At 39.2% G+C, this 21,569-nt stretch carries 25 protein-coding genes and 2 riboswitches; of the genes, 10 read left to right on the top strand and 15 right to left on the bottom strand.

Features of this window, described 5'->3' with window-relative positions:
• Positions 1-68: 68 nt before the first annotated feature.
• The 10 genes from ACRPLY_RS12840 to ACRPLY_RS12795 all read right to left on the bottom strand — a co-directional run bounded on the left by ACRPLY_RS12840 (position 69) and on the right by ACRPLY_RS12795 (position 10,205).
• The gene (locus ACRPLY_RS12840) at positions 69-1,163 is read right to left on the bottom strand and encodes an NADH-dependent flavin oxidoreductase (protein WP_182420930.1); all 1,095 of its coding nucleotides are present in this window, start codon (positions 1,161-1,163) and stop codon (positions 69-71) included.
• A 90-nt stretch (positions 1,164-1,253) separates the two neighbouring features.
• Positions 1,254-1,808 (bottom strand): signal peptidase I, encoded by a 555-nt coding sequence (lepB, locus tag ACRPLY_RS12835; protein ID WP_014459433.1) that lies wholly within the window; start codon positions 1,806-1,808, stop codon positions 1,254-1,256.
• 254 nt (positions 1,809-2,062) lie between these two features.
• Positions 2,063-2,497, bottom strand: coding sequence for a CBS domain-containing protein (locus ACRPLY_RS12830; protein WP_014459432.1), 435 nt, complete (start codon positions 2,495-2,497; stop codon positions 2,063-2,065).
• Between the two features lie 29 nt (positions 2,498-2,526).
• On the bottom strand, positions 2,527-3,675 hold the full coding sequence (gene kdpDN / locus ACRPLY_RS12825; RefSeq protein WP_432231869.1) for a KdpD-like non-kinase potassium sensor: 1,149 nt from the start codon (positions 3,673-3,675) through the stop codon (positions 2,527-2,529).
• A 53-nt stretch (positions 3,676-3,728) separates the two neighbouring features.
• Positions 3,729-4,295, bottom strand: coding sequence for a potassium-transporting ATPase subunit KdpC (kdpC, locus tag ACRPLY_RS12820; RefSeq protein WP_430079173.1), 567 nt, complete (start codon positions 4,293-4,295; stop codon positions 3,729-3,731).
• Between the two features lie 13 nt (positions 4,296-4,308).
• Positions 4,309-6,384 (bottom strand): potassium-transporting ATPase subunit KdpB, encoded by a 2,076-nt coding sequence (gene kdpB / locus ACRPLY_RS12815; RefSeq protein WP_432231868.1) that lies wholly within the window; start codon positions 6,382-6,384, stop codon positions 4,309-4,311.
• A gap of 21 nt (positions 6,385-6,405) precedes the next feature.
• Entirely contained in the window at positions 6,406-8,067 is a 1,662-nt protein-coding gene (gene kdpA / locus ACRPLY_RS12810) for a potassium-transporting ATPase subunit KdpA (protein WP_432231922.1), read from the bottom strand.
• A 24-nt stretch (positions 8,068-8,091) separates the two neighbouring features.
• Positions 8,092-8,172, bottom strand: a complete 81-nt coding sequence (locus ACRPLY_RS12805) for a potassium-transporting ATPase subunit F (RefSeq protein ID WP_080564759.1) — start codon at positions 8,170-8,172, stop codon at positions 8,092-8,094.
• A 297-nt stretch (positions 8,173-8,469) separates the two neighbouring features.
• Positions 8,470-8,610, bottom strand: a riboswitch (cyclic di-AMP (ydaO/yuaA leader).
• Between the two features lie 15 nt (positions 8,611-8,625).
• Positions 8,626-8,763 (bottom strand): hypothetical protein, encoded by a 138-nt coding sequence (locus ACRPLY_RS12800; RefSeq protein ID WP_014459426.1) that lies wholly within the window; start codon positions 8,761-8,763, stop codon positions 8,626-8,628.
• Positions 8,764-8,835: 72 nt separating this feature from the next.
• Positions 8,836-8,978, bottom strand: a riboswitch (cyclic di-AMP (ydaO/yuaA leader).
• A gap of 159 nt (positions 8,979-9,137) precedes the next feature.
• Complete coding sequence (locus ACRPLY_RS12795; protein ID WP_432231867.1) at positions 9,138-10,205, bottom strand: undecaprenyldiphospho-muramoylpentapeptide beta-N-acetylglucosaminyltransferase; 1,068 nt, start codon at positions 10,203-10,205, stop codon at positions 9,138-9,140.
• A gap of 177 nt (positions 10,206-10,382) precedes the next feature.
• Here ACRPLY_RS12795 and ACRPLY_RS12790 point away from each other — a divergent pair, with 177 nt between their 5' ends.
• The gene (locus ACRPLY_RS12790) at positions 10,383-10,718 is read left to right on the top strand and encodes a CHY zinc finger protein (protein WP_034270168.1); all 336 of its coding nucleotides are present in this window, start codon (positions 10,383-10,385) and stop codon (positions 10,716-10,718) included.
• Between the two features lie 19 nt (positions 10,719-10,737).
• Here ACRPLY_RS12790 and ACRPLY_RS12785 read toward each other — a convergent pair whose 3' ends face one another.
• A complete protein-coding gene (locus ACRPLY_RS12785; RefSeq protein WP_013083811.1) occupies positions 10,738-11,052 on the bottom strand; it encodes an ArsR/SmtB family transcription factor in 315 nt (104 codons plus the stop codon).
• 204 nt (positions 11,053-11,256) lie between these two features.
• Between ACRPLY_RS12785 and ACRPLY_RS12780 the strand changes: the two genes are divergently transcribed.
• The 4 genes from ACRPLY_RS12780 (at position 11,257) to ACRPLY_RS12765 (ending at position 13,635) form a co-directional block, all read left to right on the top strand.
• The gene (locus tag ACRPLY_RS12780) at positions 11,257-11,541 is read left to right on the top strand and encodes a putative quinol monooxygenase (RefSeq protein WP_013057729.1); all 285 of its coding nucleotides are present in this window, start codon (positions 11,257-11,259) and stop codon (positions 11,539-11,541) included.
• 29 nt (positions 11,542-11,570) lie between these two features.
• A complete protein-coding gene (gene nfsA, locus ACRPLY_RS12775) occupies positions 11,571-12,308 on the top strand; it encodes an oxygen-insensitive NADPH nitroreductase (RefSeq protein ID WP_028412760.1) in 738 nt (245 codons plus the stop codon).
• A gap of 93 nt (positions 12,309-12,401) precedes the next feature.
• Positions 12,402-12,839, top strand: coding sequence for a hypothetical protein (locus ACRPLY_RS12770; protein ID WP_165635387.1), 438 nt, complete (start codon positions 12,402-12,404; stop codon positions 12,837-12,839).
• 115 nt (positions 12,840-12,954) lie between these two features.
• Positions 12,955-13,635, top strand: coding sequence for a DUF4397 domain-containing protein (locus ACRPLY_RS12765; RefSeq protein WP_165635388.1), 681 nt, complete (start codon positions 12,955-12,957; stop codon positions 13,633-13,635).
• Positions 13,636-13,670: 35 nt separating this feature from the next.
• Here the strand turns inward: ACRPLY_RS12765 and ACRPLY_RS12760 are convergent, their stop codons facing one another.
• The gene (locus tag ACRPLY_RS12760) at positions 13,671-14,204 is read right to left on the bottom strand and encodes a GrpB family protein (protein WP_028412757.1); all 534 of its coding nucleotides are present in this window, start codon (positions 14,202-14,204) and stop codon (positions 13,671-13,673) included.
• A 571-nt stretch (positions 14,205-14,775) separates the two neighbouring features.
• Here ACRPLY_RS12760 and ACRPLY_RS12755 point away from each other — a divergent pair.
• Complete coding sequence (locus ACRPLY_RS12755) at positions 14,776-16,758, top strand: SH3 domain-containing protein (RefSeq protein ID WP_432231866.1); 1,983 nt, start codon at positions 14,776-14,778, stop codon at positions 16,756-16,758.
• A gap of 29 nt (positions 16,759-16,787) precedes the next feature.
• Here ACRPLY_RS12755 and rpsN read toward each other — a convergent pair whose 3' ends face one another.
• Positions 16,788-17,057 (bottom strand): 30S ribosomal protein S14, encoded by a 270-nt coding sequence (rpsN, locus tag ACRPLY_RS12750; protein ID WP_028414364.1) that lies wholly within the window; start codon positions 17,055-17,057, stop codon positions 16,788-16,790.
• A gap of 419 nt (positions 17,058-17,476) precedes the next feature.
• On the opposite strand from rpsN, the gene ACRPLY_RS12745 reads away from it, so the two are divergent.
• The 3 genes from ACRPLY_RS12745 (at position 17,477) to ACRPLY_RS12735 (ending at position 19,289) form a co-directional block, all read left to right on the top strand.
• Positions 17,477-17,752 carry an AbrB/MazE/SpoVT family DNA-binding domain-containing protein gene (locus ACRPLY_RS12745; RefSeq protein WP_013057736.1) on the top strand — a complete coding sequence of 92 codons (276 nt, stop codon included), beginning with the start codon at positions 17,477-17,479 and terminating at the stop codon, positions 17,750-17,752.
• A gap of 120 nt (positions 17,753-17,872) precedes the next feature.
• Positions 17,873-18,334 carry a DinB family protein gene (locus ACRPLY_RS12740; protein WP_325077736.1) on the top strand — a complete coding sequence of 154 codons (462 nt, stop codon included), beginning with the start codon at positions 17,873-17,875 and terminating at the stop codon, positions 18,332-18,334.
• Positions 18,335-18,521: 187 nt separating this feature from the next.
• Positions 18,522-19,289 (top strand): class I SAM-dependent methyltransferase, encoded by a 768-nt coding sequence (locus ACRPLY_RS12735; RefSeq protein WP_028414366.1) that lies wholly within the window; start codon positions 18,522-18,524, stop codon positions 19,287-19,289.
• Positions 19,290-19,304: 15 nt separating this feature from the next.
• Here the strand turns inward: ACRPLY_RS12735 and ACRPLY_RS12730 are convergent, their stop codons facing one another.
• Positions 19,305-19,985 (bottom strand): FHA domain-containing protein, encoded by a 681-nt coding sequence (locus ACRPLY_RS12730; protein ID WP_274862531.1) that lies wholly within the window; start codon positions 19,983-19,985, stop codon positions 19,305-19,307.
• Positions 19,986-20,273: 288 nt separating this feature from the next.
• Here ACRPLY_RS12730 and ACRPLY_RS12725 point away from each other — a divergent pair, with 288 nt between their 5' ends.
• Positions 20,274-20,438 (top strand): hypothetical protein, encoded by a 165-nt coding sequence (locus tag ACRPLY_RS12725; protein WP_155017376.1) that lies wholly within the window; start codon positions 20,274-20,276, stop codon positions 20,436-20,438.
• Between the two features lie 74 nt (positions 20,439-20,512).
• Here the strand turns inward: ACRPLY_RS12725 and cobT are convergent, their stop codons facing one another.
• Positions 20,513-21,550, bottom strand: a complete 1,038-nt coding sequence (gene cobT / locus ACRPLY_RS12720; RefSeq protein WP_033580600.1) for a nicotinate-nucleotide--dimethylbenzimidazole phosphoribosyltransferase — start codon at positions 21,548-21,550, stop codon at positions 20,513-20,515.
• Between the last annotated feature and the right edge of the window lie 19 nt (positions 21,551-21,569).

Raw genomic sequence — 21,569 nt, 5'->3', positions numbered from 1 at the left:
GCTGCTTGGTTATAGTATCAGTAAAATAAAACTCTTCTTGTTAAATCAACAACATAAAAACGACCGTCTTAATAATGGCGGTCGTTTTTATGAAGATCTTTCCAGTGAACTAGTACTTCAGGTGGCAAACTCACATCTTTATCTAATGACGTCACATCCATAGAAGCGGGTTCATCGCTATTTATCACTTTTTCTACCCAATCTGGCTGTACAACTAATGCTTGTTCAATCGTAATTAAAGCCAGCCCTTGCTCAAAAGCTTCTGCTACTTCTGTTGCCGTAAGTCCTCCTGTACCCACAAGAGGGACCCGGTGATTGACGTGCTTAATAATTGAAGAAAGCAGTGAGCGATTTTCTTCACTACTTAAGGTAGGTTCATGCAAAGCACTAATATGTAAATAATCAATTTCTGTATAAACAAGACGGTCAATCCATTCAAATGTATCTTCCACTTTATTTCCTAAATAGCCTTTTTCTTTGGGCGCTAATGTATACCCCACAATAAATGGTTTGCCCGCATGTGCTGCTCGACGCGTCACTTCACGAATAACTTCAAGTGCAAAAGTGAAGCGGTTTTCTGCGCTTCCACCATAAGAATCACTTCGTTCATTGGCTTGCCTTGATATAAACTGCTGCAGTAAACATTCATTTCCTCCGTCAATTTCTACTCCATCAAACCCTGCTTCCATAGCTCTTGTGGTAGCTTCGCCAAACGCTTGAACCATATAAGTTATATCGCGCTCGGTCATTTGAACAGGCTTTTTGCCCTTACGTTTGTGAGGCTTTTCACTCGGGCTAATGGCTTCCCATTTATTTTCCATTTCTACACACTTTCTTCCCCCGTGCGATAGTTGAAGAATCGCTTTAGCTCCTCTTCTATGAATCATTTGAGTTAGTTGATGAAGCTTTCGTATGACCTGATCACGATGAATTCCGATTTGACCAGGTGCTACTTGGCCATTTTCTGTGATAAACGCGGGGCCGATAATTACCGTACTGACGCCCCCTACTCGTTTTTCGTAAAAAGTCAGATCGATATCGGATATTTCCCCGTTTTCCCGTGAAGCGTATGTGAGGATAGGTCCCATTGCTAATCGGTTCTTCATCTCAAGAGCATCAACAAATTTAAAATGTTTAAATAACTTTTCATAGGCTGTCTTCAATTAATTCACACCTTTTTTCCTTAGCTTGCCCATCTAGAAGCCGAGTAGACATAGGCACAAAAAAAGAAATACCTTCGCCGGCATTTCTTTTTACGTCGTTTTTCTTATTTTTTTGACGGGGTAAAATACAAATTCGCTTTTTCCGACAATCCGTTTTTCATCAATGAGACCTAGACCGTTGCGGCTATCCATACTGTACAGACGGTTATCACCCATTACAAATACTTCGTTTTTGGGTATTTGAACGGGTTCAAAATCTCCTGTTAGCTCCATATCCATGTTATTGGCAATTTGACGATTGGTTTTTAAATAAGGTTCACTTACTTTTTTATCATCAATATAAAGCTGATCTTTTTTCATTTCGATTTTTTCACCTGGCAGACCGATTACTCTTTTTACATAATGCTTATTCTTAGCCTCATCTTTAATAATCACAATATCTCCGCGGCGAAGATCATGGAGCGAATACGACAGTTTATTCACAAACAAACGCTCTCCGTTATGCAGCGTTGGGTTCATTGAAGCGCCTTCTACAATATACGGAGAAAATAAAAATGCGCGAATCATAAATACTAGAGCGATAGCGAAGATAATAGTTTTGAATATGCTGCGTAATTGATCGCTTTTTGTTTTTTCCGTAGTCAATATACTTTGTCTCCTTTGTACAGCTCACTTTTCTTATGTAAAAAAGCAAGAAACCTCTTACTTTAACACTTATTCTAACTTAACCATAGAAAGAACTGAAATCAAATGTTTTATGTTATGTAAAAAAAGAACCTCTAACAAATGTTAGAGGCTTACATTACGCAAGTTTCGTCTTTACATCTCTTATTATAACATTAATTATATAAAAAGAGACTACCTTTTATGTAAAAATTATGTTTTTTACGCAAACTTAACTAAATCTTCACATTTAAAGGGGCTTCTTCATGTATAAAAAATTGGGAGATGCAATACTCTATAATCTCTCTTCGCCGCACGAGTCCAATAAAAATGTTTTGATCATCTACAACCGGCACAAAATTTTGTTCAGACGCGCGTGATAAAATACTTTCCATTTCATCATTAATTGTAATAGCTTCATAATCGCGATGCCTTGGGACTTCTTCAATTCGTAGATGTTCTAGCTCATGGAGTTCTATATGCTCTAGGCTTTTTAGCTTCCATAGCAAGTCTCCTTCTGTCAAAGTCCCTACATATTCTCCTTTTTGATTAATAAGCGGTACAGAAGAGTAGCGATGATACTCCATTTTCTCCAATGCTTGACGGATTGTTGACCGTGTCGATAGGGTAACCACTTCTTTTTTAGGAAGTAAAAAGAACGCAATATTCACTCATATTCTCCTTTTGTTATATATGCATTTTATTTTTGTTGTTTTGCTGAATCTGAAACAATATGAATATCGATGTCATGAGTCTGTCGCATAATTGTATTTACAATAGAGCCTTTTCGAATCTCTTCCCATCTTGTCCTCGCTGATTGCCCTAGTAAGATTTGAGTAACGCGATACTGCTTGGCTACGTTCACAATCACTGCGGCTTGTTTTTGCTTTTTAGCTTCTTCTACAATTAACGATGCGTGAAAGCGGTCAGCGAATGCCTGCCACTGTTTGATTTGTGTTTTCTGCCTCTCAGTCTGATCGCCTTTAAAAACATGGAGCAGCAGCAAATCTGCTTTCAATCGGTTCGCCATTCTCCAGCCTCTTCGAATCAGTTTTTCAGCTGTTTCACTGTATTGAATGCACACTAAAATACGTTCGCAAATACCTGTTACACCAATTTCATGGGAATGAATGAGCTTGCCGTCCACTTCATCCGCTATTTCTCTGAGCGTTAATTCACGAAGGGCATGGAGATTTGCTAGCTTAAAAAAAGACTGCAGGCTTTGTTCAATTTTATGGACTTCGTATATTTTGCCTTCACGAAGACGCTTTTGCAGCTGTTCCGGTGTAACGTCGACAAGCTGAATTTCATCTGCTTGCTGAATAAATAAATCCGGCACCGTTTCACGAACTTTTACCTGGGTAACAGCATATACGAGGTCATGTAAGCTTTCCATATGCTGAATGTTCATTGCTGACATAACTGAAATACCTTGGTTGAGCAGGTAAGAAACATCTTCAAAACGTTTTTTATGGCGGCTTGTCGGTACATTTGTATGAGCGAGTTCATCGATAAGGACAACTTTTGGTCGCCTTCTTACAATCGCCAGTAAATCAAGCTCTTGTAATTCTTTTCCTTTATAAAAAACGGTTTCTCTTTGGATCACTTCTAGATTTCCGATCATTTCCTTAGTCTCATTCCTGCCGTGTGTTTCTACATATCCAATTACGACATCTACGCCTTCTTTGACTAAGTCATGGGCATCTTGAAGCATTTTATAAGTCTTTCCTACTCCCGGTGCGGCACCGATGTAGAGTTTAAGCTTTCCACGCTTATGATCATGAAGTTCACGCAATAGTTCTTCCGGAGTTTTTCTTCGAAAATATGGATGAGCTTCTTTTTCTTTCATTGTTCGGGCTCCTTTATCACACTCGCTTCAGTGCATGAAGCGAGTGCGTGTAATTAGCGTTCTCGTTGAACAGCTAAATTTAGCTCTACTACATTTACGCGTTTTGCACCAAAAGCCCCTTGCTGAGTATGTTTTTTGATTAGCTCTTTTAGCGTCTGGGTTTTAATATGGGCTGCTTTTGCCACGCGCTCTACTTGTGCATATGCAGCTTGTGGCGTAATATCCGGATCGAGTCCAGAAGCCGAATTCGTGACGGCATCAATTGGAATCCCTTCCTTTGGTACCTCGTTTTCTTTTTTCCAAACCGCTACGGATTTCTCGATACGATTCGTAAGATCTTTATTTGAAGGTGCTAAATTCAACGAGCCAGACCCTGCTCCGTTATAATCAATACTAGAGACTCTGCCGTGAAAAAATGCATTGCTTGTAAACTGCTGCCCAACCAGCTTAGAACCGATAACTTGATGATTGTTTGAATAGATTAGGCTGCCGTTTGCTTTACTTGGAACAGCTGTTTGAGCAATACCTGTCATCACAACAGGATAAATAAGACCACAAAGTATCATCATCATAATCGTTAAGCGAACAATAATGCGTCCCGTTCGTTCTGTTTGTATCATCGTTTCTTCTCCTCTACATTACAAATGAAAGTATAAAGTCAATCCCTTTAATCCCAATGAATGGAACCAATACGCCACCTAACCCGTAAATGAACAAATTTTTTCGCAGCAGGGCGTTCGAACTCATCGGCTTATACGCAATACCCTTCATGGCTAAGGGAATTAGAAGCGGGATAATGACCGCATTAAAAATGAGCGCTGACAACACGGCAGATAGAGGTGAATGAAGCTTCATTACGTTAAGAGCCTCCATTTGCGGAATCGCCAGGGTAAACATCGCTGGAATAATCGCGAAATACTTAGCAATATCGTTTGCGATGCTGAATGTAGTTAAGGCACCCCTTGTCATTAATAGCTGTTTTCCAATTGAAACGACTTCAATGATTTTAGTGGGATCAGAATCCAAGTCGACCATATTTGCTGCTTCTTTAGCAGCTGAGGTTCCGCTGTTCATTGCTAAGCCAACATCAGCTTGAGCAAGTGCAGGAGCATCGTTTGTCCCGTCACCTGTCATGGCAACTAGCTTTCCTTGCTGCTGTTCGTATTTAATCACTTGAATCTTGTCTTCTGGCTTGCATTCCGCAATAAATTCATCTACTCCCGCTTCTTTTGCAATGGTTGCTGCGGTTAACGGATTATCTCCTGTACACATGACTGTTTTAATGCCCATTTTACGAAGTTCATCAAAGCGTTCTTTCATTCCTGGTTTTACCGTGTCTTTTAAATAAATCAAGCCATAAATTTTATCATCAGCGGCGACGGCAAGCGGCGTGCCACCAGCTCCTGCAATTTCATTTGCTTTTTGCTGTAAATCAGAGGGAACCATCCCGCCCTTTGACTCTACCCATGCCGTGACGGCGTCCACTGCCCCTTTTCGTACAGATACATTCTGTAAGTCAATGCCGCTCATTCGCGTTTCCGCTTTGAATTCAACAAACGTTCCTTCGGTTTTTCTAAGATCTTCTACTCCCATGCGATTTTGAATAAAATCAACAACTGAGCGCCCTTCTGGTGTTTCGTCATAAAGAGAAGAAACAAACGCCCATTTGTAAAGGTCACGTTCGTCTATGCCTTCTACAGTCGTTAATTGATGAGCCATTCGGTTTCCAAACGTAATGGTACCGGTTTTATCTAAAATAATTGTGTTAATGTCACCTGCTGCTTCTACTGCTTTTCCTGACATAGCAATCACGTTAAACTGCGTGACTCGGTCCATCCCAGCAATTCCAATGGCCGATAATAAGCCTCCAATTGTTGTAGGGATGAGACAGACGAGCAGTGAAATTAAAATGGCCGTGTCGAGCTTAAAGTGTAGGTAGTTTGTAAAGACAGGAAGCGTCACAACTACTAGTAAGAAAATAATCGTCAGACTTGTCAAAACCGTATTTAGCGCAATTTCATTTGGTGTTTTTTGACGCTGTGCTCCTTCAACAAGCGAAATCATTTTATCTAAAAACGATTCACCTTGCTCACACGTAATTTTAATTGTAATTTCATCACTGACAACTCTTGTACCTCCAGTTACAGAGTTAAAGTCCCCGCCTGCTTCTTTCATAACAGGTGCCGATTCACCCGTAATAGCCGATTCATCAACAGACGCCAGTCCTTTAATAATTTCTCCATCTCCAGGAATCATTTCACCTTGTGAAACGACGACGATGTCTCCTTTTTTTAGTTGCGATGCCGAAACTTGTATCATCTGCCCGTTTTGAAGCTGATTAGCTGTAATATCGCCTTTAGATTTCTTCAATGAGTTTGCCTGTGCCTTTCCTCGTCCTTCTGCTAATGCTTCTGCAAAATTAGCAAAAGCAATGGTGAAAAATAACACGAGAGATACGGCAACATTAAATCCTGTGCTTACTGTACTTTCTCCGAAAAGGTCCGGAACAACGGCTAAAAAAAGCGTAATTATAAACCCGATTTCTACTACGAACATGATAGGGTTTTTTATCATCGTTCTTGGGCTGAGCTTGATAAACGCCTGCTTTACTGATTGAATAAAAATCGATGAAGCTTGTTTATCTACAGAACCTTGAATATGACTGTTGCGATCCAATTCAATATTATTTGCAAAATTCCGTTTATTCATTATGATCCTCCGCTTTCTTGATTACAGTGTTAAATACTCAGCAACCGGCCCAAGCACAAGCACTGGGAAAAACGTAAGTGCTCCTACAATAACGGTAGTTCCAATTAAAATGCCGCTAAATAAAGACGTATCCGTTTTAAATGTTCCAGGTGTTTCGGGAACAAGCTGCTTAGATGCTAGTGAGCTCGATACCGCCAGCATTGTAATTAGTCCGAAGTAGCGTCCAATATACATAACAATTCCCGTAGAAATGTTCCAAAACGGCGTTGCGTCACCGAGTCCTTCAAAACCGGACCCATTGTTTGCTGCTGACGACGTAAATTCATACAGTGCCTGACTTAACCCGTGAAAGCCTGGATTTGATATACCTTCCATTCCTAAATGAGTGGTAAGTGCTACAGCTGTTCCTCCTAAAATTAGCAGCGGCTGCAGGATAAGCGTCACGGCGATTAGTTTCATTTCTTTTCCTTCAATTTTTTTACCTACGTATTCTGGTGTTCTTCCAACCATTAAACCTGATAAAAATACGGCGATGATGACGTACATCATGACATTCATAAATCCTGCTCCGACACCGCCAAATACGGTATTTAACATCATATTTCCAAGCGTTAACAACCCGGTAAGAGGCGTCAGGGTATCGTGCATCGCGTTCACCGCGCCTGTTTCACTTGCTGTCGTCACGATGGCGTACAGCGTTGACATACCGACACCAAACCGGACTTCTTTCCCTTCCATATAACCGCTCGCTTCATTTAGATGAAAAGCATCAAGTCTAGGGTTACCGCCCCACTCTGTTACAAACGCTGTGCTTAAGATAACGATAAACAGCATACTCATCGATACAAACAAGATGCGACCTTGTTTACGCTGTCCGATCATTTTTCCGTATGTGAAAGGAAGTGCGGTTGGTAATAAAAGCATAAGGACAATCTGTAACACATTGCTCCACGCATTGGGATTTTCAAATGGATGGGCTGAGTTGACACCAAAAAATCCCCCTCCGTTGTTGCCTAGCTCTTTGATTGAAAGAAAAGAAGCAACTGGTCCCCTTGCAATTTGCTGTGTTGCCCCTTCTAATGTATGGGCAGTCACCGTTCCGCTTAACGTTTGAGGGACACCTAAAAACGTAAATAAAATACCTGTTATAAAAGCAATAGGAAGTAAAATACGCGTAATTGATTTTACAAAATCAACAAAAAAGTTTCCCATTTCTTTCCCTGCTAGCCCGCGAATAAAAGCGATTGCTACTGCAAGTGCTGTTGCTGGTGCAGCAAACATCATAAATACAATGGCGGCCATCTGTGAGAAATAGGACAAACCTGACTCACCGCTGTAGTGCTGCAAGTTCGTATTTGTCATAAAACTAATGGCTGTGTTAAAAGCAAGGGCCGGATCCATTCCTTTTATGTGGCTTGGGTTTAGCGGCAGTACCCCTTGGAATCGGAAGATAAGGTACACCACAAAAATCATAAACGTATTCGCCAACACGAGAGCCAATGCATATTGCTTCCACGTTTGATTAAGCCCTTTAATTCCTGCTGCTTTAAACATCACTGTTTCTATCTTTCCTATCAAGCTAGTGTTTTTATCGTTTGAAAATACATTCGCTATATAAATACCTACGGGCTTTGCAATAAGCGCTACAAAAATAAGCAGCAGCGCAACTGATAGTAGAAAAATCCCCACGTTTTATTCCTCCGCTTATTAAAATTGTTCTGGATTTAACAGTACATATACTAAATAAATTAAAACGGTAATTGAAATACCTAACAAAATGAACGACATGTTCACTTCTCCTCTCTGTCGTCTACTACATGAGACGACCAGCGAATAATTCCGTACATAGCAGTCGCTAATAAGGCAAGCGTTCCAAGCATCATCATATCCAAGTTGCTTCCTCCTAACTGTTTCCTGACAAAAATGATAGCTTCTAAGTTTAGTGACGGTTTCTTTTCATAAAGCATCAGGTCCAAAAAAGCTAACCGCGAGACGTGATGCTATTTTTTTCCACTAAAAAACCGCAGAAGAGAGTTCTCTTCCGCGGTTTAATGCACGACAAATAAGCCGTGATTGACACGAATTTTTTACTCCCAAAACGCTTACGGAGTTAGCTGTCGGATTCGGGTTATGGAAGTAACCCTACTCAGTTAAGAGATTCACCCCTAGTACATACGTACAAAATATTGGGTCCCCCGCTCATAATTGATTAAGCGTATATTTGTTATTTAATTTTTAGACTTAATGATGACTTTTACTGCTGCGTTTAAAACTTTGATTAGCCAACGTAGACAAATAGCGGTTTGCTAGATCAAAAGATTGCTGGTCGCACATTGCCCGATATTCAATCATTTGAATCATTTGCTTAGATAAATGCATCTGGACGCTCCTTTCACCTATATTTTGAAAGGAGCGTACTATCCGCTGTTATAGAAAACGACCACGATTACACCATCCTCTCTCTTAACGCTTACGAAGTTAGCTGACGGGTTCGGGTCAAGAAAGTAACCCTACTCAGTTAAGAGATTCACCCCTAATAATTGGGTCCTCCGCTCTTTCCCTCTCTTTCAGGAAAGACTCAGCGTTTCACTGTGGAACGTTTCATGAGAGTAATCTTACTCCTGTTAAAATTTACTGTCAACAACATTTTTTGAAATTTTAAAAGCTTTATTTTTCTATATTTATTCATTATTTTAAAATAATAATTTCAGAAGAAAAAAAGCGTTCTTATCGAGGAGATAAGAACGCTTTTTTTAGCTCATTTTCTCAATTTCATTTACAAGAATTGAAATAGCATCCGTTTTTGTTGCTTCACGCATTGTACGCTTCATTGTACTTGCCTGCTGCTGAAGCTCACTTACTTCACGTAAAAACAATTCTTTTGTTAACTGTTCTTCTTCTACAACCATACAGTAGCCTTTTTTCTTAAAAGATTGTGCATTTAAAATTTGATCTCCGCGACTCTGTGCTTTTGATAAAGGAATAATCATCATCGGTTTATGAAGAGCTAAAAACTCAAAAATGGCATTGGATCCACCGCGTGTAATCACATAATCAGTTGCCGCTAGAACATCAGGAAGCTGTTCGTTTACGTATTCTAACTGACGGTATCCTGACTCTTTTTCAAGGCTTGTATCAATATTGCCTTTTCCGCAAAGGTGTACAACTTGGAATTTCTTTTGCAGTTCAGGCAAAGACTCTCGAACGATTTCATTAATACGGCGTGCTCCTAAACTTCCGCCCATAATCGTTAAAATGGGGCGCTTATCATAAAAGCGTAGCCAGCTTTCCCCGTTCGCTGCGCTTCCGCTAAATAGCTCTTTTCGAATAGGTGAACCAACAACCTGCACTTTTTCTTTTGGAAAGTAGTTTGCGGCTTCATCAAAAGAAGTAAAAATTTTAGTGGCAAATTTCTGCGCAATTTTATTTGCCAGTCCCGGTGTTAAATCACTTTCATGAATGAACACGGGAATGTTTAAAGATTTAGCAGCCATTACCACAGGAACTGTGACGAAACCGCCTTTTGAAAAAACAAGAGAAGGCTTTAGTTTTTTCAGCACGCGACGTGCATCGCCAACCCCTTTTGCTACTCGAAATACATCTTTTACATTTTCCATATCTACATATCGACGCAGCTTCCCGCTTGAAATCGCATGATATGGAACGTTTAATTTTGTAATTAATTCTTTCTCAATACCATTGTGAGAACCGACATAATGGATATCCCATTTTTCACTGTCTAATTCTTTCATGATGGCAATGTTTGGCGTTACGTGCCCCGCTGTTCCGCCTCCGGTAAAAACGATAACTTGCTTACTCATTTTTTCTTCCTCTCTTTGCATCACTTAATCGATCTGTTTTGACATCAATTTTTATCTAATCTTTTTAGCATGCAATCTGACATGTAAAACGATGGTTTTATTATAGCATTTTTCTTTTTACATATGTATGATAAGGCGTATAAAAGCATGCTATACTTTTCATAAGGAGTGATGATAATGAACAAATCTGTACCTGCAGTAAAAGGTGACACAGTGGATTCCGAAACGCGCTGTACGCACTATCATACGGATAAAGATATTATTGCAATAAAATTTTATTGCTGTCATACATATTATCCATGCTATCAATGTCATAACGCACATGCGGATCACGACATTAAAAGATGGCCAAAATCTATGTTTAATGAAAAAGCTATTCTTTGCGGAGTATGTAAACATGAGCTCTCAATTAATGAATACTTAACCTGTAACTCGACTTGCCCTCACTGTCGTTCTTCTTTTAATCCCGGATGCAGCCTGCATGGACACATTTATTTTGAACAAAAAAGCTGAACAAAACATCGTTCAGCTTTTAAAATAATTGCTCATCTATATTTATAATGGAAGGAAGCAGACCTGGGAACAGTTCCTCAAGTTCTTCTAAACGCAAGGAATAATAGTGCTGCGTACCTTCTATACGTAGTTTGATAATTCCAGCTTCGCGAAGTACTTTAATATGATGTGATAGCGTTGATTTTGATACATTTAATTTTTGATAATACGAACAGGTCTGCTCCTTTCTTGTCGCTAAACACTGTACAATTCGCAGCCGGTTAGGATCACTCAATGCATGTAAAATAGGCGTTAATTTAATTTCAGATTTCGGTGGTTGATAAGGTTTTCTCATGCTTAAAATATAACACAGCTTCTTTTGTGTATCAATGTTCGATAACTTTCGAACTAAATTCCTTGCACTGTTATTTAATCGGTGTTATAGTTTCATTGTTCGATGATATTCGAACTTATCTTCATTTTAATCGTAAATTGAATGAAAGATTAAAAACAAAACAAATAATATAAAGCACCATCATTATTAAAGGAGGAATCACCCATGATTCATTTACAAGCTTCAATGAAAGTTAACCCAGCAAAAAGAGAAGAATTTTTAGAAAACGTACAAGAACTAATTAAGCATTCTTTACAAGAAGAAGGAAACAGCAACTATCAACTATTTGAAGATGCTTTTACACCTAACACATTTATGATGATTGAAGAGTGGAAAAGCGAAGAAGCAATTCAAGCACACAATAAATCAGCTCATTTCCAAAGTTTTGTAGCATTTGCTCAAACTGGCGTACTTGTAGCACCTTTAGATGTAAAAACATTACAAGGCTAAAAATAACTTCTTTGAAAGGATGACGCATCATGAATGAAGCAATTCGTACAATTCAAGATCATCGTTCTATCCGTCAATATACAGACGAAGCAGTAAGCGACGAGCATTTAGATACAATTATTCAATCTGCTCAGTCAGCCGCTTCTTCTATTAACGGACAGCAAGTAACTATTATTAGCGTCCAAGATAAAGAAAAGAAGAAAAAGCTTTCAGAGCTTGCGGGCAACCAAGCGTGGATTGACCAAGCTCCTCTATTTTTAATCTTTTGTGCAGATTTTAATCGTGCTAAGATTGCAGCTGAGCTTAACGATGCGCCTCTTGGCGTAACCGATGGGCTTGAGTCAATTTTAGTGGGGGCAACCGATGCTGGAATTTCTTTAGAAGCAGCAACAGTTGCAGCAGAGTCACTCGGTTTAGGTACAGTACCAATCGGCGGAATTCGCAGAAAGCCACTAGAAGTCATTGAACTCCTAGATTTACCGGAATACGTATTCCCAGTAAGCGGTCTTGTCATTGGACATCCGGCAGATCATTCTGCGAAAAAGCCTCGATTACCACAAGCTGCTGTGCACCATCGTGAAAGCTATAATCATGACTTAAAGTCATTGATTCAAGACTATGATGCTGAAATGGCAGAGTATATGAAAAAGAGAACAAACGGTGCAGATGACCGCAACTGGTCACAAACTGTATCCGCTATTTACAAAACCATTTATTATCCAGAAGTTCGAGCGATGCTTGAAAAACAAGGATTTAAATTCGAATGATCAAAAGCTGCGATGTTCATCGCAGCTTTTTTTATCTACTTTAACAGCGTCTTGAATAGACTAAAAGTAATACTCGATAAATGAGGTGTTTGGATGGAGTTTATTTTAATTTGTAATTTTCTTTTAGGTGCAACGGCAGCGTTTTTATTGATACCGGCTTTTACAAAAAAGAACACCCTTCACGTGACTTTGCTGTCTCTCCTTTTCCTCCTTTCAATTGTTCCAACCTTTCTTCTCGCTAATCCACATATCGGCGTTTTACCTTGGGCTATTCGAGACGGTCTTCTATTGTTTTCCGCTTTCCTTTTCTTTTATCTAACCTTCACTTTAAGCAGATGGAAAACACTTTTGTTTTTTCTTCTCCTTTTACTGTCAATTGCTCCTCTTGCCTACGTCGTATATGATAACTTCACGCATACGTATATAGATGCCAATATCGGACTTGGCCTAGGCTTTTTATTGACGTGGCTCTTAACAACCTTGTACAATATTTTGGCTATTCTTCGATTTTTCCGTCAGAAATCTCAGTAAACACGTTAAAAGTTAACAAACAAACGAATAGTTGATTTTATTTAGTATACGCTAACAACTGCACAGTCCTTCTCTTTACATAAAGCTGTGTATACTAAAAAAGGAGTGATACTTGATGAAACGACTATTCGTAATGGTAGCAGTGATTGCCTTCTTGGCACTTAGCCGCATGTTAGTATTTGCCGCTGAAACACCTCCTGCTGCAGATGAGCGACCAGCTCAAAATGCAGAAGTTCGTATCGTTCATGCTTCACCGGATGCTCCAGCTGTAGACATTTTTGTGGATGACAAAGCTTTAGTAGAAGGAGCAAAGTTTAAAGATGTCTCCAACTCCCTGCCTTTGTCAGCTGGTTCTCATAAAGTAGAAGTATACGAAGCGAAGACAAAAGGAACAAAAGATTCCATCATCGAAGCTACCCTTGTTGTAGACGGTGGAAAATCGTATACAGTAGCCGCTGTAAATAAAGCCGAAAATCTTGAACTGCAGGCTTTCACGAATAATAAGCAAGGGATGGATGGAAAAGCAAGCTTACGTGTTGCTCATTTATCTCCTGATGCTCCTGCGGTAAACGTAGGTCCTAAAGGGGCTGCTCCTTTATTTAAAGATCTGTCTTTTAAAAGCATTTCAGGTTATCAAGTAGTAAATCCGGGTTCGTATGATTTATCTGTTTCCACAGCAGACGGAAAAGAAATACTAAGTCTTCCTGGAACAAATCTTCAAAGCGGTAAAAACTATACGGTGCTCGCAGTAAATACTGCTGATAAGCTTGGGACCATTGTTTTACAAGATAATTAATTAAAAAAACGTCATTTCAATTGAAATGACGTTTTTTATAGACTGCGCTGAATGAATTCTTCTTTTTTGTACTCATAGGTAGAAATATCGTTCCACAATCGTTTTGAAAGCTCGTATTTCATACCTTCATATTTTTTTCTAGCACGTTCGCTCGAGCGTAACTGCTCCCTGAAATTAATTCGTTCATTCCAATAAGGTGATTCACTGACCGTTACGTACACATGACTTCTTCTAGCATCATGTGGAATGAGCTTACGGGCATTTTTAGCTGTCATAATTGGAGGGTAGTGTGCAGCTGGAACGCCTTCTTTTAATAAGACGAACATCTCCTTTTCCGCTACGTATACGTGAGATTTATTTTTTAATATAGCGCGCACTTCATTTATGTCTTCTTCGCGTTTGACGCCGATTAAAATATCAACGATTGGTGAACCTGCCAATCCTGGAACGGACGTGCTTCCAATATGTTCGATGTCTACTGAAAAATCTTTTAGTGTATTAAGTAACGCTTCTTTTTCCATTTGATACAAAAGCGACCACTTTGTTTCATACTGAACAATCTTTCGCATATCAGTTTCCACCCTTTCACTTTTTTATACTGTACCATGTTTCAAAGTAAAAAGAAAGAATTTTCTAACTATTTACTTTTGGTTTATGCTACGAGCTTTTCCATCGATATAGACAGGCTTTATATTATTTTATATATTTTTGTTATTTTTATTCTGAATGTTTCATAATTGTGGATGTTTCCTCCTCCAAAAGATAGATACTCTTTTATTTGCTGTCTCTTCTCTATCATATTCACATTCAGCTGCTTTATACTATTTTACATTTTTTCTAGTATAAAACATGTCCTCAAAACATCGGTGAACAAAGGGCTAAAGACCTTTATATGCCCTTGACATCCCTACATTTCACCTTTGATATAATTATATTTTACATTAATGTAAAATTTTATCGTTAAGGATGGCAGATAGTTCAAATTCATTATACAATTGAAATTCGACATATAGTATGATGGATAATATCGGCATTATGAGATAATAGTAGATTTAACTCAAAATTTTGGGCTATTTGCCGATATATGCTTTGTATACTAATTAACTTATGTTGAAATTTGTAATTTGCAAGGAGGAAAAAATGAATAAAAAACATGTCATGTACACAGCCGTTTCTTCTGTTCTTTTAAGCTCTTCATTGCTTTTGCATTCGATTGACGCAGATGCAGCTGAATCGGCCAAAGTAACTGCTACATCGTTAAATGTACGTGCAACGCCTAGTACAAGCGGCGCTATCGTTGGAAAAGTAACGAAGGGAAACACCGTTAATATAGTAGATGAAAGCAAGGGATGGGCTAAAATTACGTATAACGGTAAAGAAGCTTGGATTTCATCTCAATACATAAACAAAACACAAACAAACAGTACGTCTACGGCAAATTCGACATCCAAGTCAGCCGTTGTTAACGCCAGTTCATTAAATGTTCGCTCTTCTGCGAGCACAAGCGCGTCTATCGTGACGAACTTATCCCGAGGTTCCAAAGTAACGGTGGTAAAAGAAAGCGGATCTTGGTCACAGATTAAAACGGCAGCGGGTCAAACAGGCTGGGTAGCGAGTCAGTACCTACAAGCAGGCTCCGGTTCTTCTACACCGACTAGTAACTCGAGTTCTACGACATCCAAGTCAGCTGTTGTTAACGCTAGCTCATTAAACGTTCGCTCTTCTGCAAGCACAAGCGCGTCTATCGTGACGAACTTATCCCGGGGTTCCAAAGTAACGGTGGTAAAAGAGAGCGGATCCTGGTCACAGATTAAAACAGCATCAGGTCAAACGGGCTGGGTAGCGAGTCAGTACCTACAAGCAGGCTCTGCTTCTTCTACACCGACTAGTAACTCGGGTTCTACAACATCCAAGTCAGCTGTTGTTAACGCTAGCTCATTAAATGTTCGCTCTTCTGCGAGCACAAGCGCGTCTATCGTGACGAACTTATCCCGGGGTTCCAAAGTAACGGTGGTAAAAGAGAGCGGATCTTGGTCACAGATTAAAACAGCAAGTGGTCAAACGGGCTGGGTGGCAAGTCAGTACCTACAAGCAGGCTCCGGTTCTTCTACACCGACTAGTAACTCGGGTTCTACAACATCCAAGTCAGCTGTTGTTAACGCTAGCTCATTAAACGTTCGCTCTTCTGCAAGCACAAGCGCGTCTATCGTGACGAACTTATCCCGGGGTTCCAAAGTAATGGTGGTAAAAGAGAGCGGATCCTGGTCACAGATTAAAACAGCATCAGGTCAAACAGGCTGGGTAGCAAGTCAGTATTTACAAGCTGATTCCGGACAGTCTTCACAAACAGCCCAGTCGATTCAAATTACAAAAGCTTCAAATTTGCGCAGTCAGCCGAGCTTAAGTGCGGGAATTATTCGTGTAGCAAAAGCAGGTGAACGATTCAAAAAAATAGGCGAAACGAATGACTGGGTGCAAATTCAGTACTCTGCAAGTCAAACAGCATGGGTGTCAAAAGGGTTAACAGCTGCGGCTGGTTCTACAACTTCAGCTAGTTTGCCTTCCCCATCTGCTGCTTTAAAAGATAAAATTATTGTGGTAGACGCTGGGCACGGCGGATATGACCCTGGCACTTCAGGCAAGTCATCGATTGAGAAAAACCTAGCGTTAACAACCGCAAAACTTGTGGCAAGCCGCTTAGCTAATGCCGGAGCAAATGTATTTATGACGCGTTCAAACGATACTTTTATTTCACTGAGCGGACGTGTGAACGTTAGTGAAGCAAAGCATGCAGATGCATTTATCAGCGTTCACTATAACGCTTCTACTTCATCTTCTGCAAACGGCATCGCATCATTTTATTACAGTGAAGCTAAAGATAAAGAATTAGCAAAATACATTCAAGAAAGCATGGCTGAAAATGCGCCTTCTATGAAGGATATGGGGGTTCGTTTTGGAGATTATTATGTTACTCGAGAAAACAACCAGCGTGCTGTACTTCTTGAATTAGGCTTTTTATCAAATGCTCACGATGAGCAAATTGTTTCTTCTAATGCGTATCAGCAGCAAATATCTACAGGTATTTATCAAGGAATTGCTCGATACTTTGCAGCTAATAAATAATAAAAGCCCTCATTATGAGGGCTTTTATACTACCAGCTTGCTTTTTTAACACCTGGGATTTGTCCTTTGTAGGCCAATTCCCTAAAAGCAATGCGTGACATTTCAAATTTTCTAAGATAGCCTCGAGGGCGACCGGTAACGCGGCAGCGATTATTTAAGCGCGTTGGTGAAGAATCTCTAGGCAATTTTTTTAACGCTTCGTAATCTCCTTTTTCCTTCAACTCTTGGCGCAATTGCGCATATTTCGCTACTATCTCTTGGCGCTTTTGTTCTTTTACAACTTTTGATTTTTTAGCCAAACTCTTTGTCATCCTTTCGCTTTATCAATTTTTTATTTGAAATACGTAATCATTACGATTTAATTATTTTGAGCAAGTTACTTTTTAAATTTAATCATATTTTCTTTATTCTTTCAACTTATTTACTCCTGCGCTTACATGTAGCCTCCCCTTACCCCCGGATTGCTGTATAAACATAAATAAAATTGTATGTCAAATGTAATTAATTCCTTCATCTCCTATATCATACAAAGAGCCCTACATATTCCATTTTGTAGGAGGATTTGTATTTACAGATAATATTTCAATAATATTACAGTTCATTTACATATTAATAACTTCGACAAATTTAGCGGTTATCTAGTATATAATCATCTTAGAAATTCCAAAAATAATATTTTGTGTACTCAATAAAATATAAAAGTAAAGGTGATTAAAAAATGAAATCGACTGGTATTGTAAGAAAAGTAGATGATTTAGGTCGTATCGTAATTCCTAAAGAGTTAAGACGTGTTCTTGAAATAGATGTAAAAGATCCTGTTGAAATTTTTGTCGAAACAGATCGAATTATTTTAAAGAAATATGAGCCGAACGGTGCTTGTGCGATTACTGGCGAAGTATCTTCTGACAATGTAACAATCGCAGATGGCAAATTAACTTTAAGCCGCGAAGGTATGGAGTTATTACTTGAAGAGTTAAAACAACGTAATTTCTAATAAAAGGAAAAGCAGCTGCTCACGTGCAGCTGTTTTTCTTTTTATTAAAGTTTTTTCTTCGCTTTCTGATTTTCAGATGCTATACTCAGAAGCGAATACATAATAAAGGAGCCTTTCATCATGACAGTTGAACAAATGACTCATCACTTTTTAGCACATCGAAACGTAACTAATGAATTAATCAACAAAATTGAAGCAGGTCACTACGAATACAAGCCTACCCCGACATCTATGTCAGCTTTTGACTTATCTACGCATATTTTAACATCCTTTTATGCATTTGCATCAGTGGTAAAATCCGGTGATTTATCTCCACTTGGTCAAAAAGCTGATTTTGGCGGTAAGTCATTATCGGACCTTGCAGCTGAATATACGAACAAAACAGTAGACGTATTACGCTCACTTAGCGAAGATGACTTAAACAAGACCATTGACGCAACTGCAGCGTTTGGAAGAAAGCTTCCTGGAAGACAGCTTTTACAAATGGCCATTGACCATGAAATTCATCATAAAGGAAATTTATACGTCTACGTACGTGAGATGGGTCATACAGATCTTCCTCTATTTGTTCAGTTCGGTTAATGGTTATAAAATAGTTCGACTTGTAAGCGCCCAAGCTAGAAGTTTGGTGCGCTTTTTCTTTGGAGTTTTCGGCATAATAAGTAAGATATATGGTATAATTCTATCAATAACTTCATATCTACTATTCAAAGCTTGTTTCTTCTTATAAAACGATCGTCATCATCTTTTACAAAGGAGGAATCACTTCATGAGTCAAACTGTTAATCAACAAAAAATTGCTCAAGTGTATCATCTTCCGTTTGTTTCTTCATTTGGAGGAAGTGCTATGAACCTTCTTTCTCCTCAAGCTGGCGAACATATTTTAGATATTGGCTGTGGCACTGGCGAATTTATTTCGCAGCTCAATAAGCTTCATGTCCGTGCAACGGGCATCGATTGCTCTGAAAATATGATTGAACAGGCTCGTCATCAGTACCCGACTCTATCCTTTGAACAGTTAAACGCCCTTAACCTTCCTTATTACGAACAATTTGACGCAGTTTTTTCCAATGCAACTTTACACGACATCCGTCCCCCTCACCTTGTCATTAAAAACATTTACAATGCTTTAAAACCAAATGGCCGATTTGTAGCAGAATTTTGGGGGAAAGGAAACATGGACGAAATTTTCACAGAAATCATTCGTCAATTTAAAACGTTTGATATCCCTTATAACGATGTAGATTTCCCATGGTACTTCCCTTCTGTAGCTGAATATTCTTCTCTTTTGGAATCACAGAATTTTCAAGTCACCACGGCCATACACTACAGCCGGCCCCTCTTGTTAAAAGGGGAAAACGGCTTGCGTAATTGGCTGGAAACAAATGCAGCCCCTCTTTTTGCTCACGTGACGACAGAAACTAAAAATGTCCTCATTACGCGCTTAGAAAATCGAATGCAAGACAAACTATTTCAAAACGGATCTTGGCTAGCAGAAGCTAAACATATACGTGTACATGCTGTAAAACGAGATTAAAAAATGGACGTGATTCTATTCACGTCCATTTTCGTTAAAGTGCAGCCAATATCCTTTTCCTCGAATCACTTCGATTTCTAAATATGTTCCTATTTTTTTGCGAACCCGGTAAATCAGCGCATTCAGCTCTTCCGCTGCTACCAGAATTTCTCCATTTGACTCTACTCGTTCAGGCCAAACGCTTTTTTTTAATGCTTCTTTTGAAACAAATTGATTGTTATATTCTAGAAGGTAAGCTAAGCACGCGTATTCTTTATCTGACAGAATATACGTTTCCTCTTTTACTTTTACTTTCTGCAAAATTGGATCTAATGTGTAAAATGGCTTATTTATTTGTTTTAGCAAAGGTCCTAAATCGAGGGTTGCATCCATATCATCATTTCTAAATACTAAAGCTGCCTCCTCATTTGCTAAGGTAATGACATCCTGCTCTTTCAAGAAACGAGGGGTTCCAGGCTGTAACTCTTCTCCGTTTACTTTTGTCCCGTGTTTACTAAACAAGTCTGTAATGAAGAATGAGTTGCTTTCGTACGTTACTTCAAAATGCTTGCGTGAAATGTAAGCACTTTGAAAGGCCAGATAAGGCTCCCATTCTTCACTGCTTCGTCCGATAATACAAGCTTTATCTTTTGGAATAGGCACGGAAGCTCCTTCATAAAAAGGAGCACCGTTCCGAATAATCAACATACCGTTCATTGTTTGCTCACACTCTTTTTTAAAATTTTCTGACTCTTATCATGTAATTATAACACTCACATTTATTGAGATTTCTTCCAACTTTGGATAACATCATAGTATAGTCAGTTATATGATAAAGGTTGTTGCCATGTAAGTAAACCTTTAGAGCAGTCCTTTTCTAACTGAAAAAATACGTATTCTTTGCCCTGCTGTAACGTGGATACAATTTTTTTGTAAAATAATTTGTTTTTTAGTAACTTTGACATATGTTCTCTCTTTTTAAAGCGGAGTAAAATAGGAAAATACGTGAAATATTTACATAATGGAGGAAGACCAATGGGACGTTTGCCAAAAGATAGAGAAATTCAAGCGATTAAACGACGCGTTGCACTGGTATTGTTAATTATTGGATCATTTATTTTAACAGGTGCTAGCTTTAGCGTTTATTGGTTTATGATGTTAAAAATATAAGATTTTTTTATAAAATAAAGAAAAAAGACATGGTTTTGTTCCCATGTCTTTTTTAGGTTTATTTTTTTCTAAGTTTATTCTTTCTCAGACACTCCCGCAGATTGAAACGTAGCCATATTAGCAATCATCAGCGAAGCCGAGTGCAGCAGCGGAAATGTAACAGCAGCTCCACTTCCTTCACCTAACCGAAGATTGAGGTTGAGAAGCGGTTTCTTGCCAAGAAGCTTCATTGCACACGCATGACCTTGTTCAACAGATTCGTGACTAGCAAACATATAGTCTCTTGCTTGTGTATTGATTTCTGTCGCTAGAAGAGCTGCAACTGTACAAATAAAACCATCTACTAAAATAGGAATACGGTGAGCAGCTGCCGCCAGCATAGCACCTGTCATACCTGCAATTTCAAGCCCCCCTATTTTACTAATAATATCAATCGGATCCTGAGGGTTGATGTGCCTGTTTTGCAGCGCTTCTTCAATTACCTTCACTTTGTGGCGCAGTTGTTCGTCAGAAATCCCTGTTCCCATTCCTGCAAGCTTAGAGACTTTTTCTCCTGTCAATACAGCTAAAATAGCCGTGCTTGACGTAGTGTTTCCGATGCCCATTTCTCCCACAATCAAACATTTAATTCCTTGGGCAATAAGCTCTTCAGCTTCTTCATATCCGACTTGAACAGCCAATTCTGCCTCACTGCGCGTCATCGCGTCTTCTTTATAAAAACTTGCTGTGCCCAGCTTCACTTTGCGTTGTACAAGATCCTTGTGGGAAAGGTCAGAAGCAATGCCGATGTCAATCAGTTTGAACTGGGCATCTATTTGCCCACTAAACACGTTAATAGCTGCTCCTCCCTGCAAAAAATTTAGCGCCATTTGTGCCGTTACGTCTTGAGGATAAGCTGAAACTCCTTCTTTTACAATTCCATGATCGCCTGCAAAAACGAGGACTCCTGGCGGCGTGACTGTCGGAAAAGCTTCCCCTGTCATGGCCGCTAATTCAACTGCTATTTCTTCGAGCCTTCCAAGGCTTCCTATCGGTTTGGTTAATGTATCAATATAGCGTGCCGCTTTTTCGCCAGCGCTTGTTTGAAGCGGTGGAATATAAACGTTTATCATATGTACAGCTCCTTTATTT

The sequence above is a fragment of the Priestia sp. TGN 0903 genome, assembly GCF_050846855.1.
Lineage (GTDB): Bacteria > Bacillota > Bacilli > Bacillales > Bacillaceae_H > Priestia > Priestia zanthoxyli.
Note: the sequence above shows the minus strand (reverse complement) of the source record. Positions and strands in the feature narration are given on the sequence as shown.